The sequence below is a fragment of the Kitasatospora brasiliensis genome, from assembly GCF_032654805.1.
GTDB lineage: Bacteria > Actinomycetota > Actinomycetes > Streptomycetales > Streptomycetaceae > Kitasatospora > Kitasatospora brasiliensis.
In genome coordinates this window covers 283,558-299,571 of sequence record NZ_JAUOOW010000009.1, presented here as the reverse complement: position 1 = coordinate 299,571, position 16,014 = coordinate 283,558, and the positions used below count along the sequence as shown (strand labels likewise).

The 16,014-nt window shown below is 73.0% G+C and carries 12 protein-coding genes; 9 read left to right on the top strand and 3 right to left on the bottom strand.

Annotated elements, in window-relative coordinates; genetic code table 11:
- Window positions 1-12: 12 nt before the first annotated feature.
- Together QWJ13_RS31400 and QWJ13_RS31395 are read right to left on the bottom strand one after the other, a co-directional pair.
- Entirely contained in the window at window positions 13-810 is a 798-nt protein-coding gene (locus QWJ13_RS31400; protein WP_316528826.1) for an SAM-dependent methyltransferase, read from the bottom strand.
- Between the two features lie 204 nt (window positions 811-1,014).
- Window positions 1,015-2,214, bottom strand: coding sequence for an IS110 family RNA-guided transposase (locus tag QWJ13_RS31395; RefSeq protein WP_316527751.1), 1,200 nt, complete (start codon window positions 2,212-2,214; stop codon window positions 1,015-1,017).
- A gap of 213 nt (window positions 2,215-2,427) precedes the next feature.
- Between QWJ13_RS31395 and QWJ13_RS31390 the strand changes: the two genes are divergently transcribed.
- The 5 genes from QWJ13_RS31390 to QWJ13_RS31370 all read left to right on the top strand — a co-directional run bounded on the left by QWJ13_RS31390 (window position 2,428) and on the right by QWJ13_RS31370 (window position 9,223).
- A complete protein-coding gene (locus QWJ13_RS31390) occupies window positions 2,428-3,261 on the top strand; it encodes a PIG-L family deacetylase (RefSeq protein WP_316528823.1) in 834 nt (277 codons plus the stop codon).
- Between the two features lie 141 nt (window positions 3,262-3,402).
- Window positions 3,403-4,335: an ABC transporter ATP-binding protein gene (locus tag QWJ13_RS31385; protein WP_316528822.1), complete on the top strand. Its 933-nt coding sequence runs from the start codon at window positions 3,403-3,405 to the stop codon at window positions 4,333-4,335.
- Between the two features lie 73 nt (window positions 4,336-4,408).
- The gene (locus tag QWJ13_RS31380; RefSeq protein WP_316528819.1) at window positions 4,409-5,803 is read left to right on the top strand and encodes an ABC transporter permease; all 1,395 of its coding nucleotides are present in this window, start codon (window positions 4,409-4,411) and stop codon (window positions 5,801-5,803) included.
- A 4-nt stretch (window positions 5,804-5,807) separates the two neighbouring features.
- Complete coding sequence (locus QWJ13_RS31375) at window positions 5,808-8,558, top strand: alkaline phosphatase family protein (RefSeq protein ID WP_316528818.1); 2,751 nt, start codon at window positions 5,808-5,810, stop codon at window positions 8,556-8,558.
- 209 nt (window positions 8,559-8,767) lie between these two features.
- The gene (locus QWJ13_RS31370; RefSeq protein WP_316528816.1) at window positions 8,768-9,223 is read left to right on the top strand and encodes a universal stress protein; all 456 of its coding nucleotides are present in this window, start codon (window positions 8,768-8,770) and stop codon (window positions 9,221-9,223) included.
- A 45-nt stretch (window positions 9,224-9,268) separates the two neighbouring features.
- Here the strand turns inward: QWJ13_RS31370 and QWJ13_RS31365 are convergent, their stop codons facing one another.
- Window positions 9,269-10,315, bottom strand: coding sequence for a lactonase family protein (locus QWJ13_RS31365; protein WP_432277638.1), 1,047 nt, complete (start codon window positions 10,313-10,315; stop codon window positions 9,269-9,271).
- A gap of 250 nt (window positions 10,316-10,565) precedes the next feature.
- On the opposite strand from QWJ13_RS31365, the gene QWJ13_RS31360 reads away from it, so the two are divergent.
- Genes QWJ13_RS31360 through QWJ13_RS31345 form a run of 4 tightly spaced genes read left to right on the top strand, consistent with a single transcriptional unit; the run spans window position 10,566 to window position 15,397 of the window.
- The gene (locus tag QWJ13_RS31360; protein WP_316528812.1) at window positions 10,566-11,615 is read left to right on the top strand and encodes an NAD(P)-dependent alcohol dehydrogenase; all 1,050 of its coding nucleotides are present in this window, start codon (window positions 10,566-10,568) and stop codon (window positions 11,613-11,615) included.
- Window positions 11,616-11,672: 57 nt separating this feature from the next.
- The gene (locus tag QWJ13_RS31355) at window positions 11,673-13,502 is read left to right on the top strand and encodes a glycoside hydrolase family 15 protein (protein ID WP_316528811.1); all 1,830 of its coding nucleotides are present in this window, start codon (window positions 11,673-11,675) and stop codon (window positions 13,500-13,502) included.
- The gene (locus QWJ13_RS31350; protein ID WP_316528810.1) at window positions 13,499-14,866 is read left to right on the top strand and encodes a glucose-6-phosphate dehydrogenase; all 1,368 of its coding nucleotides are present in this window, start codon (window positions 13,499-13,501) and stop codon (window positions 14,864-14,866) included. Before QWJ13_RS31355 ends, QWJ13_RS31350 begins: the two co-directional genes overlap by 4 nt.
- 9 nt (window positions 14,867-14,875) lie before the next feature.
- Window positions 14,876-15,397 carry a gluconokinase gene (locus tag QWJ13_RS31345; protein WP_316528808.1) on the top strand — a complete coding sequence of 174 codons (522 nt, stop codon included), beginning with the start codon at window positions 14,876-14,878 and terminating at the stop codon, window positions 15,395-15,397.
- The last annotated feature ends 617 nt before the right edge of the window (window positions 15,398-16,014 follow it).

Here is a 16,014-nt window from a genome sequence, read left to right as displayed (position 1 = left end):
GGCCGCTGCAGGTCAGCGCTTGCGGGCCAGCGCGCAGGAGATCAGCCGCTCCCACACGGACAGGTCGCCCTCGCCCGCGGCCGGCTCAGGGCGCCACAACGGGCAGGGAACCAGCCCCGGTTCGAGCAGTTCGAGGTCGCCGAACAGCCCGAGGATCTCCTCGTCGGTGCGCCAGCGGCCGCGGCCGAAGCTCTCCTGGAGCTTCCGTTCCAGCAGCCCGGTCTCCTCGTTCCCGCCGGAGCGGAAGTGGGAGATGTAGACCAGGCTGCCCGGAGGCAGCCGCTCCGCCCACCAGCGCACCAGGCCGGCGGGCCGCTCGGAGTCCTCGAAGTGGTGCAGGACGGCGCTGAGGACGAGCCCCACCGGCCGGCCGAAGTCGATCAGCCGCCGCACGTCGGGGTCGTCGAGGAGGCGCTCGGGTTCGAGCAGGTCGGCCTCGACCAGCGCGGTGCGCGGGTCGGCGGCCAGCAGCGCGCGGCCGTGGGCGAGGACGGTCGGGTCGTTGTCGACGTAGACGACCCGGGCGTCGGCGCGGTGCCGGTGGGCGACCTGGTGCACGTTCTCGGCGGTGGGCAGACCGCTGCCCAGGTCGAGGAACTGGCGGATGCCGTCGCCGGCCATGGCGCCCACCGCGCGGACCAGTGCCCGACGGGCGGCGAACGCGATGGCCACCGAACCGGGCAGCTCCCGGAGGAAGAAGTCGCCGACCTCGCGGTCCACGGGGAAGTTGTCGGTGCCGCCGAGCAGGTAGTCGTAGACGCGGGCGATGCTCGGCTTCGTCGGGTCGATCCGGGCGCTGTGATCGGTCATGGGAACCAATCCGGGGGCTGGGGGCTGGGGCGCTGTCGGGCCGATCGTAGGAGAACCGTCTCGAACCGGCCCGGCACCCCGGCGGGTGGCGTCGGAGGGAATCCCGCCGGGGCCCGGATCGGTTGTCATGACCGATCGACCGCCCGGGTGACGCAGACTGGGGGGCGAGCACACTTTCGAACCGGAGGAGTCTCAATGATTGAGTCAAGCCGTCTGCGCGACGGGATCGGGGGTGAAGACCCGGTTGTCGCGCAGGAGGGCCCACAGGACGCTGACCCGTCGGCGGGCCAGCGCGATGACGGCCTGGACGTGTTTGCAGCCCTCGGCGCGCTTCTTGAGGTAGAAGTCCCGGTTGGGGCCGTCCTTGATGATGCTGGTCTGCGCGGACAGGTAGAACACCCTGCGCAGGCGGCGGCTGTAGCGTTTGGGCCGGCGCAGGTTGCCGGTGCGGCGTCCGCAGTCGCGGGGGACGGGCACGAGCCCGGCCGCCGAGGCGAGGTGCCCGGCGTCCGCGTAGGCCGTCAGATCGCCGGCCGCGACGACGAGTTCCGCGCCGAGTATCGGGCCGATGCCGGGCAAGGACTCGATGACCTCGGCCTGCGGGTGGGCGTGGAAGGTGTCGCGGATCTGCTTGTCGACCCGCTTCAACCGGTCGTCCAGGGCCAGGATCTGCGCGGCCAGGTCCGCGACGATGGCGGCGGCGACGTCCTCACCGGGCAGCACGGTGCGCTGGGCCTCGGCGGCCTCCAGCGCGGTAGCCGCAACGGCATCGGCGCCGCGGACACCCCGGTTGGCCAGCCAGGCCGTCAGCCGGGCCCGGCCGCGGCGACGGATCGCGGCGGGAGTCTGGTAGCCGGTGAGCAGGACCAGGGCGCCCTTGTGCGCGGAGTAGTCGAAGGCCCGCTCCAGGGCCGGGAAGATACCGGTCAGCACGTCGCGGAGCCGGTTGATCATCCGTACCCGGTCGGCGACCAGGTCCGAGCGGTGGGCGGTCAGCAGGGCGAGGTCGGCCGCGAGCTGGGCGGGTACCTCGATCGTGGTGAAGTCCCGGCGGTGGCGGGCGGTCTCGGCGATGACGTAGGCGTCACGGGCGTCGGTCTTCGCCTCGCCCCGGTAGGCGCCGGCCATGCGGTTGACGGTCCTGCCGGGCACGTAGACAGCCTGCTGACCGTGCGCGGCGAGCAACGCGAGCAGCAGGGCGGAGGACGTCCCGGAGATGTCCACCGCCCAGTGGACCCGGTCGGCCAGAGCGAGGATCTCGCCGAGCGCGGTCAGGATCGCGGTCTCGTCGTTGTCGACCTTCTTCGACCACAGCGTGGCGCCACCCTCGTCGACCACGGCCGCCCAGTGATGGCCCTTCCCGGCGTCAACACCCGCCCAGACACAGGCACTTCGCTCACTCACTCGCCCCTCCTCGCTCCCACCGGCATCACGTTGGCCCGAGGAACACCCCGCCGTCGTCTCCGTAAACAGCGACCGCACACAGCGCGCACATCTCAATCAGCAGCCAGGGCGCCCCGGAGAGCCGGACGGCCACTCCTCAGGAGCCACTGAAGGCAAGACCCCATAAGCCACATCCGGCCCTCCTGGGCCGCCTAACACCTTACGGAGAACCCCATGGCTGACCGGCCGTTGACGCTGATGGCGGTGCACGCTCACCCCGACGACGAGGCGAGCGGGACGGGAGGTGTCCTCGCCCGGTACGCGGCGGAGGGCATCCGCACCGTCCTGGTGACCTGTACGGACGGCAGCTGCGGCGACGGGCCGGGCGGGGTCAAGCCGGGCGAGCCCGGCCACGACCCGGCCGCCGTCGCCGAGATGCGCCGCAGGGAACTGGAGGCCAGCTGCGAGGTGCTGAAGGTCTCTCACCTGGAGCTTCTGGAGTACACCGACTCCGGGATGATGGGCTGGGCGAGCAACGACGCCCCCGGGTCCTTCTGGGGCACGCCGGTGGCGGACGGCGCCGCCCGTCTCGCCGAGCTGATGCGGCACTACCGGCCCGACGTGGTCGTCACCTACGACGAGAACGGCTTCTACGGCCACCCCGACCACATCCAGGCCCACCGCATCACCATGGCGGCGGTGGAGCTGTCCGGGCTGGCGCCGAAGGTCTACTGGACGACGGCGCCGCACTCCGGCATGCGGCGGTTCGGCGAGGTGATGCGCGAGTTCGGCGCGGACTGGGATGAGCCGGAGGGCTCGGAGGGCTCCGGGGTGCCGCCGCTCGGCCTGCCCGACGAGGAGATCACCACCTGGGTGGACACCACCGCCTTCGGCGGCCGCAAGTTCGACGCCCTGGCCGCGCACGCCAGCCAGGGCGAGAACATCTTCTTCCTGAAGATGGGCAAGGAGCGGTTCACCGAGCTGATGGGCGTGGAGACCTTCGTCCGGGTCCAGGACGGCACCGGCGCCTCCCTGCCCGAGGACGACCTCTTCGCCGGCCTGCGCTGATCTCCGGTACCCCCAGGCCCACGACGGCCGGTGCCCCGAACGGGGCACCGGCCGTCTGCTGTTCCCCGGGTGTTCAACCGCCCGGCCCTGACTGCGACCCGTCAACGCCCTAGGTTCCCGGAGGAACTGCGAGAAGGGGCCATGAGGGACACGCAACTTGCCGTACGGGCACACGGGCTGACGAAGAGTTTCGACGACGTCGTGGCACTGGACGGCGTCGGACTGGAGCTGGCACCCGGGCGGATCCACGGGCTGGCCGGGCCGAACGGCGCCGGGAAGACCACGCTGCTCGGACTGCTGCTCGGGCTGGCCGTCGCCGACGAAGGCGCGCTGGAGGTGCTGGGCAGACCGGTCGGCCGGGCCCTGGCGGCACCGGACGGGGTGGCCGGGTTCGTGGACGGGCCCGGGCTCTACCCGTCGCTGACCGCCCGGAAGAACCTGGCCGCACTCGCCTCACTGCGCGGCCAGGACCCCCGCTCGGCGCGGATCGACGAGGTGCTCGCCGAGGTCGGGCTGAGCGAGGTCGCCGACGACCGGGTGCGCGGCTTCTCGCTCGGCATGCGCCAGCGGCTCGGCCTGGCCGCGGCGCTGCTCACCGAACCCCGGCTGCTGGTGCTCGACGAGCCGTCCAACGGCCTGGACCCGGCGGGCAAGCAGCATGTGCACCGGGCACTGCGCAGGCTCGCGGACGACGGGGTGACGGTGGTCCTGTCCAGCCACCGGATGGACGACCTGGAGGCGCTCTGCGACGAGGTCACCATCCTGGCCGCCGGCCGGGTCCGGTTCTCCGGCCCGCTGGGCGAGTTGGCGACGGACAGCCGCGAGCTGGAGCACCGGCTGCGCACCTCCGACCCGGCGGCCGCGCGGCGGGTGGCCGCCACGGTCGGGGGCGTGAAGGTCCTCTCCGAGACCGGGGCCGAGGCCCTGGTGGTGCGCGCCACCGGACCGGCCGTCGAGGAGCTGGTGGCCGCGCTGGTGCCCGCCGGCGTACGGGTGCGCGAGGTCGCCCCCGTCGTACCGCCGTTGGAGGCCGCGTTCCTGGCCCTGACCGAGCAGCAGGAGGACCTGCCATGAGTGAGCGGAGCGAGCGAGTCATCGAGAGGCGCGCGTGGGCGAATGCCCTCGCCGAGCGGAGCGAGGCGGGCGCATGAGCGTGATCACGGCCGGACGCACGGCTGTCGTCGCCGCCGGACCCGTGGCGGCGCGCCCCGTCCCGGTGGGCCGGGTGTACCGCTTCGAGCTGGTCAAGCTGCTCTCGCAGTGGCGGATCAGGCTGCTGCTGCTCGCGTGCTGGACCGCCCCGGGGCTGTTCACCGCCGCCGTCGCCCAGCAGGGGACGCTGCCCTCCGACACGCTGTTCGGCCGCTGGATGCACGCCACCGGCTGGGCCGGGCCGCTGGTGGTGCTGGGCTTCGCCGGCTCCTGGGCGCTGCCGCTGCTGACCTCCGTGGTCGCCGGCGACGTGTTCGCCGTGGAGGACCGGCTCGGGACCTGGCGGCAGCTGCTGGTGACGGTCCGCTCGCCGCGGCGGATCTTCGCGGCGAAGGCGCTGGCGAGCACCACCGTGATCGTGTTGCTGGTGGCGGGGCTGGCCGCCTCCGGCACGGTGGGCGGGCTGGCGGCCGTGGGCGATCAGCCGCTGGTCGGCGTCGACGGGCACCTGCTGCGACCCTCCGACGCGGCCGTGAGCGTGCTGCTGGCCTGGGCGTGCGCGCTGGCGCCGACCCTGGCGCTGGCGGCGCTCGGGCTGCTCGGCTCCGTCCTGCTGGGCCGCTCGCCGATGGGGCTGCTGGTCCCCGCGCTGGCGGCGGTCGCGATGCAGCTCGCGCAGCTGCTGCCGCTGCCGGTGGCGCTGCGCCTGGCGCTGCCCGGCTACGCCTTCGTCTCCTGGAACGGGCTGTTCGCCGACCCGGCGCGGCTGGACGAGCTGCTGATCGCGGTCGCGGTCAGCCTGGTGTGGGCCGCGGCGGCGACCACGGCGGCCTGGCTGCTGTTCGTCCGGCGGGACTTCACCACCGGCAGCGAGGACGGTGCGGGGCGCCGTGCGCTCGCCTTCGCGGTGCTGCCGCTGGCCGGGCTGCTCGCGCTGACCTCCGGCGCGGTCTGGCCGGCCACGCCCTCGACCGGCTCGGGGATCACCCAGGAGAAGGTGCAGCGGTCGGTTGCCACCGCCTTCGCCCACCTCTACCGGTTGCAGACCGAGCAGTTGCACCGGCCCGCCGTGACGGAGGACCAGCTGCGGGCCACGGCCGCCTGCCAGCGCGGCGACGGCCAGGTCGACCCGGAGGGGCCGGGCAACGACTGGCGCTGCGTGGTCACCTGGCACCTGCCCGGCACGGACGCGCCGGGGACGGCGGTCTACCAGCTCGACGTGGCCTCCGACGGCCGGCTGACCGCCGACGGCGACGGCCCCAAGGACGTGAACGGTTACTTCCTGGTGCACACCCCGACCGGGGACGCACCCAACCCGCTGTGGCAGTTCGACGGTCAGGTCGGGCTGCTCGCTTCCCCCGCACATCCGCTCGACCCAACGAAGGAATGACGTCATGCAGGTGACGCGTCGTCGACGCAGCCGGAACGACAACCCCGTCCTCCTCGGCCGCCGGGTGGGCCGCCGGGCCGCACTCGCCACGGCCTGCATCACCGCGGTGGCGGTGGCCACCGGCACGGCTTTCGCGGCCACCCAGCAGTTCGGCACCGACCAGGTCGGCCGGACCACGGCCAACGGCCTGGTGATCTCCAGCGACCAGTACCTCTCCCCGTACGGCAGCCGGCAGGTCCTGAACAACGGCAAGATCATGGGCTCCACCGTCAGCCCGGACGGCGGCCACCTGGCCGCCGCGGTCACCGACGGCGACTCGGCGCTGGTCGTGGTGGACCTGAAGACCGGCAAGGTCCGGCAGCGCGTCGGCACCAACAAGGCGGATGAGCTGCGCATCCCGAGCGGCGCGGTCGGCCAGGAGTCCCCGGTCTACTCGCCGGACGGCAAGCAGCTGTGGCTGGGCCAGCTCGACGGCTACACCCGGTTCACCGTGCAGAGTGACGGCTCGCTGGCCAAGCCGGTGGCGGTGCCGATCCCGGCCGACGGGGACAAGCACGCGCTGGCCTCGGCCGCGGTGTTCTCCGCCGACGGCTCCACGGTCTACGGGGCGGTCAACGGCCAGAACCGGGTGGTCGCGATCGACGCGGCGACCGGCGCCGTCGAGCAGAGCTGGACGGTCGGCAACGCGCCGCGCGGCGTGGTGCGGGTCGGCGACAAGCTGTACGTCGGCAACGAGGGCGGCCGGGCGGCCACGGCCGAGGACACCACCATCAACTCGTACGGCACCCAGGTGCCGGCCGACCCGGTGACCGCCGCCACCACCACCGGCACGGTCAGCGTGATCGACCTCGCGAACCCGGCCGGCGCCGTCGGCTCCGTCCCCGTCGGCCTGCACCCGACGGCGCTGTACGCCAAGAACGGGGTGGTGTTCGTCGCGAACACCGCCACCGACGAGATATCGGTGATCGACACCGCGCACGACAAGGTCGTCCAGACCATTTCCACCAAGCCGTGGCCGGAGGCCTCCGTCGGCTACGAGCCCACCGCGGTGACCCTCACCGAGGACGGCCGTCTGCTGGTCACCCTCGGCCGCGCCAACGCGGTGGCCGTCTACCGCTTCACCGGCGCCCAGGAGCCGGTGAGCTACGTCGGCCTGCTGCCCACGGACTACTTCCCGGCCGAGGTCGCCACCGTCGGCTCGAAGGTGATCGTCTCCAACACCCGTGGCATCGACGCCCGTCGGCCCAACAGCACCGGCGCCCACAAGACCCACGACACCACCTCCAGCCTGACCTCCTTCACGCTGCCGAGCGACAAGGAGATCCGCTCCCAGACGTCGAAGGTGTTCCAGCAGAACGGCTGGACCAACAACGCCGTCAAGCTCGCCAACGGCCACAAGGCGAAGGCGGAGCCGGTGCCGAAGCGGATCGGCGACCCGTCGCCGATCAAGCACGTCTTCCTGATCGTCAAGGAGAACCGGACGTACGACCAGCTGTTCGGCGACGTCGCCCAGGGCAACGGCGACCCGAAGCTCGCCCAGTTCGGCGCGAACGTGACGCCCAACCAGCACGCGCTGGCCGAGCAGTTCGGGCTGTACGACAACACCTACGACATCGGCACTAACTCCGCCGAGGGCCACAACTGGCTGATGCAGGCCGACAACCCGGAGTACACCGAGTCCTCGGCCGGCGAGTACGAGCGCAGCTATGACACCGAGGACGACGGCCTGGGCCACCAGCGCTCCGGCTTCCTGTGGACGGGCGCCCAGGCGGCGGGCAAGTCGGTGCGCGACTTCGGGGAGTTCCACCAGTTCCTGGACAAGCCCGACGACGCCACCTGGCAGAACCTGTACTGCGACGCCAAGTCCATGGACGAGAGCGGCCAGGGCAGCGCCTACGCGCTGAAGTCCTCCTCGCCGATCCCCTCGCTCAACAGCGTCTCGGTGCCCGGCTTCCCGAAGTTCGACACCGACGTCCCGGACATGTACCGGTACCAGGTCTGGAAGCAGGACTTCGAGAAGAACGGCCCGGCCGACCTCAACATGCTGTGGCTGTCCAGCGACCACACCGGCGGCCCGGCCGGCCCGGCCGCGCAGGTCGCCGACAACGACCTGGCGACCGGGAAGATCGTCGACGAGATCACCCACAGCGCGTACTGGAAGGACTCGGCGATCTTCGTCGTCGAGGACGACTCCCAGGCCGGTCTCGACCACGTGGACGGCCACCGCGCCCCGATCCAGATCGTCAGCCCCTGGGCGCAGCACGGGGTGGTGGACAGCCACTACTACTCGCAGATCACCATGATCCGCACCATCGAGCAGATCCTCGGGATCCGCCCGATGAACCAGAAGGACAGCGCGGCCACCCCGATGACCGGGGCCTTCACCGACCGGCCGGACTACACGCCGTTCACCGCGGTGCCCAACCGGACCCCGCTGACCGACGGCCTGAAGACGCCGCCCTCCTGCGGCCTCGACGTGCCCGCGGCGCAGGACCTGCGGGCGGCGGCGGTGCCGGCCACCACCGCGCCGCCGGCCGCCGAGCAGGCCGTCGCGGCCCAGTGGGACGCCTGGAAGTCCAAGCAGCGGCTGACCGGCCGCAACGCGGTGCCGGACCACGCCAACCCGGCGCAGATGGAGCACCTGGTCTGGTACCAGGCGCACAACTGGGCCACCCCGTATCCGGGGGAGAGCGCGATCCTCGCGCCGAACGACGTGCCCGGCGCGTACCTGCCGTCGGCGGAGAACGACGGCTGATCCTTCCGGACCCCTGATCGGGCTCCGAGTCGCGCCGCCGACTCGGGGCCCGATCGTCGTTCGGAGGCGGGGCCGGGCCCCGTCTGGACCTGCCGGACTGCGCACCCGGTGCGGTCGGCCCGAGGCTGGACACCGAGCCCGGTGACGGCGGACCCACGGCCTGTGCGATCCGCCGCCACGGTCGGGCACCGTCGAGTCGAGGAGGAAGCATGGCTGACCAGCGCCAGGAGCCGGGCCGGATCGTGGTCGGGGTGGACGGCTCGGACTCGTCCCAGCGGGCCCTCCGCTGGGCGGTGCGCCAGGCGGAGCTCACCCACGGGGTGGTGGTGGCGGTGATCGCCTGGGAGTACCCGACGTACCACGGCGCGCGCGGCTGGTTCCCGCCGGCGAGCACCGACGAGGCGGTGCTGGAGGGCCGGGCGCGCCAGGAGGTCGCCCGGGCCGTCGAGCAGGCGCTGGGCGGGACGCCGCCGGTCGAGGTGCGCACCGAGGTGCGCTACGGCACTCCGGCCGGGGCCCTGGTCGAGGCGTCCAGGGGCGCGGAGCTGCTGGTGGTCGGCAGCCGCGGCCTCGGCGGCTTCTCGGGGATGCTGCTGGGCTCGGTGGCCCAGCACTGCACCCGGCACGCCACCGTCCCGGTCGTGGTGGTCCGCGACAGCGAGTGAGCCTGAGCCTGAGCCGCAGCCGCAGCCGCAGCCGCAGCCTCGGGCTCAGACGAACAGGACGGCGGAGGCCGCCGGGACGGCCAGCGAGCCCGCCCGGCGGGGGAAGCCGCTCCCGGCCTCCAGGTCGAACCAGGTGACGTCGCCGGAGCGCTCGTTCGCCGCGTACAGCCGGGTGCCGGTCGGGCCGAGCACCAGGTCGCGCGGCCAGCGGCCCCCGCAGGGCACCGAGGCGACCACGCGGGCCCGCTCGCCGGTACCGTCGAGCGCCAGCACCACGATGGTGTCGGTGCCGCGCACCGCCGCCCACAGGTGGCGGCCGTCGGGGGAGACCACCGGGGCCGACGGGGAGACCGGGCCCTCGACGCCCTCGGGGAACAGCGGCGTCTCCCCGACCGGTTCGAGCGCCCCGGCCGCGGCGTCCCAGCGGCAGACCGTCACGGTGGGACGCAGCTCGCCGAGCACGTAGGCGTGGCGGCCCGAGGGGTGGAAGGCGAGGTGCCGGGGCCCGGTGCCGGGCGGCAGCGCGGTCTCGGACCGCAGGGCCGGCGCGCCGGTCGCCGTGTCCAGCGAGCAGATCCGGACCGAGTCGGTGCCCAGGTCGACGCTGAGCACCCAGCGGCCCGAGGGATCGGTGAGCACCTGGTGGGCGTGCGGGGCCCGCTGGCGTTCCGGGTCCGGTCCGCTGCCCTCGTGGCGCAGCACAGCGCTCGGGGGCCGCGGGGCGCCGTCGGCGGCGAGCGGCAGCACGCTGACGCTGCCGGAGCCGTAGTTGGCGGTCACCAGGTGGCCGCGCGCGACGGCCAGATGGGTGGGCTCGTCCCCGCCGACCGGCACCGGGGCGCCGAGCGGGCGGGCCACCGGTGCGGCGATGTCGTACGCGGTGACGGCGCCCGGCACCGTCTCGGAGACGGCGTAGAGCACCGGACCGGCCTCGGACCGCCCGACGGCGAGGTAGGACGGATCGACGGCCTCGACGGTGCCGGTCGCGGTGAGCGCCCCGGTGCGCGGATCGAGGGACGCGGCCACGATCCCGGGCCCGCCCGCCGAGGTGAACGACCCGATGAAGGCCCGTGCCACGCCCTTGTCCACCACAGCGACCTCCACAGCTCCCGCCGGTACGCGGCAGACGCTAGCAGTCGGTGGGCGCGGGCCTTTGCCGCGTCCGCGCGTTTTTCACTGGAAAGCACCGCTGCCGCGGCGGCCGGATCGCGCGGCGCCGCGTTTGCCGGGAACGTGGGACCCGTTGGCCGCGTGGCCGGCCACCGGCAGCCCGGCGGGGAGGGAGCCGAATCGATCCGCACCACCGCCGCGGCGGTGGTGCGAGGGCAGGAAGGACAGGCCAGTGAAGGCCTTCGTGATGAAGGAGATCGGGCGGGTCGGTTTCCTGGAGAAGCCGGTCCCCCGGCCCGGCCCGAACGACGCCGTCGTACGGACGACTCGGGCGCTGATCTGCACCTCCGACTCCCACACCGTCCAGGGCGGCATCGGCCCCCGGGAGAACCTGACCCTCGGGCACGAGGCGGTGGGCGTGGTGCACGAGGTGGGCGGCGAGGTGAAGGACTTCAAGCCCGGCGACCGGGTCCTCGTCGGGGCGATCACCCCCGACTGGGGCGACCTGAACTCCCAGAACGGCCACCCCTCGCAGTCCGGCGGGGCGCTCGGCGGCTTCCAGTTCGCGAACCTGAAGGACGGGGTCTTCGCCGAGTACTTCCACGTCAACGACGCCGACGCCAACCTCGCGAAGATCCCCGAGTCGATCTCCGACGCGGACGCGGTCTACTGCGCCGACATGCTCTCCACCGGCTTCATGGGCGCCGAGCACGGCGCCATCCCGATCGGCGGGACGGTGGCCGTCGTCGCCCAGGGGCCGGTGGGCCTGATGGCGACGGCGGGCGCCCGGCTGCGCGGCGCCGGCCTGATCATCGGCGTCGAGTCGGTGCCCAGCCGGCAGAAGCTCGCCCGGACGTACGGCGCGGACGAGATCGTGGACTTCACCAAGGAGGACGTGGTCGAGCGGATCATGGAGCTGACCGGGGGCCAGGGCGTGGACACCGCCATCGAGGCGCTCGGCGCGGACGTGACCTTCCAGACCTGCGTCAAGGTCACCAAGCCCGGCGGCACCGTCTCCAACACCGGCTACTTCGGCGAGGGCGAGTTCGTCCGCATCCCGCGCGTCGAGTGGGGCGTCGGCATGGCGGACAAGACGATCGCGACCGGGCTCTGTCCGGGCGGCCGGCTGCGGATGGAGCGGCTGCTGCGGATCCTGGCGGGCGGCCGCGTCGACCCCTCGCACCTGACCACCCACGAGTTCCGCTTCGACGACATGGAACGGGCCTTCGAGGTGTCGGACAAGAAGCTGGAGGACGTCGTCAAGGTGATGATCACCTTCTAGCCGGACCGTGCTCCCCCTTCGGTCAACTCCCCTCTGGTGCTGCGGAATCGAGGCGGCATGTACGATCCCGATCCACCGTTCCGGCCGGTCCGCCGGCGGGGCGGCTACCTGCCGCTGGAGGACCTCGGGCTGATCGGCGACGGCGCGACCGCCGCGCTGGTCGGCCTGGACGGCACCATCCCGTGGCTGTGCCTGCCCCGGTTCGACTCCGAGCCGCTGTTCTGCGGCCTGCTGGACCACGCGCGGGGCGGGCACTTCACCCTCGCCCCGGAAGGCCTGACGGAGGCCAGGCAGCGCTACGAGCCGGACACCGGCGTCCTGCTCACCGAACTGCGCGGCCCCACCGGCCTGGTGAGGGTCACCGACGCGCTGACCGTGCGCTCCGGCGCGGACCTCACCGACGACGCGCGGGCCGACCGGGGCGAACTCGTCCGCTCCGCCGTGGTGCTGGACGGGACCGTCCGGCTGCGGGCCGAACTGGAGCCGCGCGGCGGCGCCCAGGCGCAGGCCCTGTTCAGCGGCCTGGAGGTGCGGCCGCACCGGCGCCCGGACCTGCGCCTGCACCTGCGGTCCAACCGTCCGCTGAACGGCCTGCACAGCACCCACGAACTGCGCCAGGGCGAACGGCTGGACCTGGTGCTGTCCTGGGGCCGCTTCCACCGCCACCACCGCTTCGACACCGAGGCGACCCTGAAGGGCACCGCCGAGGCCTGGCGCCGCTGGATGCGGCACTTCGACTACGACGGCCCCGAGGAACCGCTGGTGCGGCGGGCCGCGATCACCCTCAAGCTCTGCGACGACTGGGCCAACGGCTCGCTGGTCGCGGCGCCCACCTCCTCGCTGCCCGCCCCCATCGGCGGCGTCCGCAACTGGGACTACCGCTACAGCTGGATCCGCGACGCGGCGTTCGCCGTGTTCGCGCTGCGCCGGATCGGCTTCCGCGGCGAGGCCGACGCCTTCCTCGGCTGGGTCCTGGACGCCTTCGAGGCCAGCCGGCGGCCCCGGATCATGTACGACCTGCGGGGCGGACTGGTGCCGGACGAGATCGAGGACGGCGAGCTGGAGGGCTACCAGCGCTCCGCCCCGGTGCGCTGGGGCAACGGCGCGGCCGACCAGCGCCAGCACGACGTCTACGGCGAGATCCTGGACTGCGCCGACCAGTGGCTGCGGGCCGGCGGCGAGATCCAGCCCGGACTGTGGGCCAGCCTGGCCGGGCTGGCCGACTCCGCCGAACTGGCCTGGCGCCAGCCGGACCAGGGCATCTGGGAGGTGCGCAGCGAGGGCCGGGTGTTCACCTACTCGGCCGGGCTGTGCCAGGTCGCCCTGGACCGGGCCGCGCAGATCGGCGCCCGGCTCGGGCTGCCCAGCGGCACCGACCGCTGGCGGGCCTCGGCCGAGAAGCTGCGCCGGCTGATCCTGGAGCAGTCCTGGGACGAGGACGCGAAGACCCTCAGCGCCCACCTGGACGGCGGCGGCGCGTTGGACGCCAGCCTGCTCGCGCTCCCGCTGCGCCAGGTGGTGCCGGCCGACCACCCGCGGATGGTGGCGACCGCCGCGGCCGTCGCCGAACGGCTGTCGGCGGGCGGCGGGCTGCTCTACCGCTACCTGCACGAGGAGTCCCCGGACGGCCTGCCCGGCGACGAGGGCGCCTTCGTGCTGTGCAGCTTCTGGCTGGTCGACAACCTGATCGGCCAGGGCCGGATCGGCGAGGCCGAGGAGTTGTACGCCTCGCTGTGCTCCCGGGCGAGCCCGCTGGGGCTGATGTCCGAACAGATCAACCCGTCCACAGGAGAGTTCATGGGCAACTTCCCCCAGGCGTTCAGCCACATCGGGATCATCGCCGGCGGCGTGAGCCTGGCCCGGGCGAAGGCGGGTGGGCGGGGATGATCGACCGACTCGCCGTCCTCGGCGCGACCGGCGACCTCACCGCCCGCTTCCTGCTGCCGGCGCTGACCGCCCTGCGGGCCTCCGGGCAGGTCGGCGACGGCCTGCGGGTGACCGGGGCGAGCCGGGAGGACTGGCCCACCGAGCACTACCGGGAGTGGGCCGCCACCCAGCTGGAGCGGCACGGCGGCGGCTACCCGGAGGAGGCCAAGGACGCGGTGCTGGCCTCGCTGAGCTACCTGCGGGCGAACGTCACCAACCCCGCCGACGTGGCCGCGGTGGTCGCCGGCGAGGGGCCCGTCGCCGTCTACCTCGCCCTGCCGCCGGCGCTCTTCCCGTCCGTGATCACCGCGCTGCACGAGGTGGGTCTGCCGCCCGGCAGCCGGGTCGTCCTGGAGAAGCCGTTCGGCGAAGACCTGGCCGGCGCGCAGGAGCTGAACCGGCTGCTCGCCGACCTGGTGCCGGAGCAGGCGGTGTTCCGGGTGGACCACTTCCTGGCCATGACGACAGTCCAGAACGTGCTCGGCAGCCGGCTGGCCAACCGGGTGCTGGAGCCGATCTGGAACAGCACCCACATCGAGCGGGTGGACATCGTCTGGGACGAGACCCTGGCGCTGGAGGGCCGGGCCGGGTACTACGACCACGTCGGAGCGCTCAAGGACATGGTGCAGAACCACCTGCTGCAACTGCTCTGCCTGGTGGCCATGGAACCGCCGATCACACTCGGCGAACGGGACCTGCGGGACCGGAAGGTGGACGTGCTGCGCTCGGTGCGGCCGCTGACCGAGCACGACGTGGTGCACCGCACCCGGCGGGCGCGCTACCTGCCCGGCCGGATCGGGGAGCGCGAGGTGCCCGCGTACATCGACGAGGAGGGGGTGGCCCCCAAGCGCCGCACCGAGACCTTCGCCGAGGTGGAACTGGAGCTGGACAGCTGGCGCTGGGCCGGCACCACGTTCCGGCTGCGCAGCGGCAAGGCGCTCGGGGTGGACCGCAAGGAGGTCGCGGTGCACTTCCGCCCGGTGCCGCACCTGCCGTTCGAGCACAGCGAGGAGGCGCTGCCCAATGTGCTGCGCTTCGAGCTGGAGCCGGAGGGGCTGGCCCTGGACCTGACCGGGATCGGCGCCCACGCCCACGAGCTGGCGCCGCTGTCGCTGACCGCGCGGATGGAGCCGCAGGACCTGCCCGCGTACGGGCGGCTGCTGCTGGACGTGCTGAACGGGGACCCGGCGCTGTCCATCCGCGGCGACGAGGCCGAGGAGGCGTGGCGGGTGCTGGAGCCGGTGCTGTCCGCCTGGGAGCGGGACCTGGTGCCGTTGGAGGAGTACCCGGCAGGATCGCAGGGGCCGCCGCCCCGGCAGCGGTAGGCGGCGCCGATGTCCCTCGGCACGCAGCGCCCGTACGTCGTGGTGATGGGGGTCTCCGGCACCGGCAAGTCGACGGTGGCCAGGCTGCTCGCGGAGCGGCTGGCCGTCCCCTTCGCGGACGGCGACGACTTCCACCGGCCGGACTCCATCGCCCGGATGGCGGCCGGCATCCCGCTGGACGACGCGCGGCGCCGGCCCTGGCTGGAGGCCATCGGGGGGTGGCTGCGTGAACGGGAGGCGGCGGGCACCGGCGGCGTGGTCACCTGCTCCGCGCTGAAGCGGCGCTACCGGGACACCCTGCGCGCGGCCTGTCCAGGCGCCTTCTTCCTGCACCTGACGGGCGGCCACGACCTGCTGGCCTCGCGGCTGCACCGCCGCCGGGGCCACTTCATGCCGACCACGCTGCTCGATTCCCAGCTCGCCGCGCTGGAACCGCTGGAGCCGGACGAGCGGGGGGCCGCGCTGGACGTCGGTCCGGCTCCCGAACTGATCGTCGACGCGGCGATGGGGCTGCTGACGTGCGGCGGCTGACCGGTTTTCACTTCCGTCGCATTGCGGCTCGGGAATCACAGCCGTCCCATGCGTCCGGGAAATCACTCGGATATTTCCGCGAATGCCTGTTCGAGTTGATGGGGGGGTGTGAACGTCACAGTTTCGGCCAAAGAAATTCTCATCTTCCCCGGGCGCTCCGGGTGTGGCCGGGAGTCGCACCTGGGATTTTGTGGTTCCGATTACCGGGGGAGCCGTGGGGAGTCGCTTTCCATTCAATCGGAAGGGGTTGCGAGCGGCTGACTCGGCGGTGAAGACTGATGCGCGTTCGTCGCCCGGACGTTCGCTCGTTCAGACGTTCGGGTGGCACGGATTGTGCGACTCCTGGCCGTGTCCGCGCGTTTCGCGCGGCGGTTGCGGGGGCGCATCGCAAAAAAAGGGGGATGGACATGCCGGGAACGGCAATCACGCAGACCAGCGCCGGGAGAGCGGCCGGTCGGCGGGGGATCGGATTCCGTCCGGCCGCGCCCGCGGGGTAACGGTATTCGGCCGCCCGCGGTTCACCGCGGGCCGTTCCCTCCCCCGCCGTTCACCGGGCGGCGTGGAATTCCGATCGTCTTCGCACCGTCCGCTCCGGACAAGTTGGAGCGGGGCCGGAA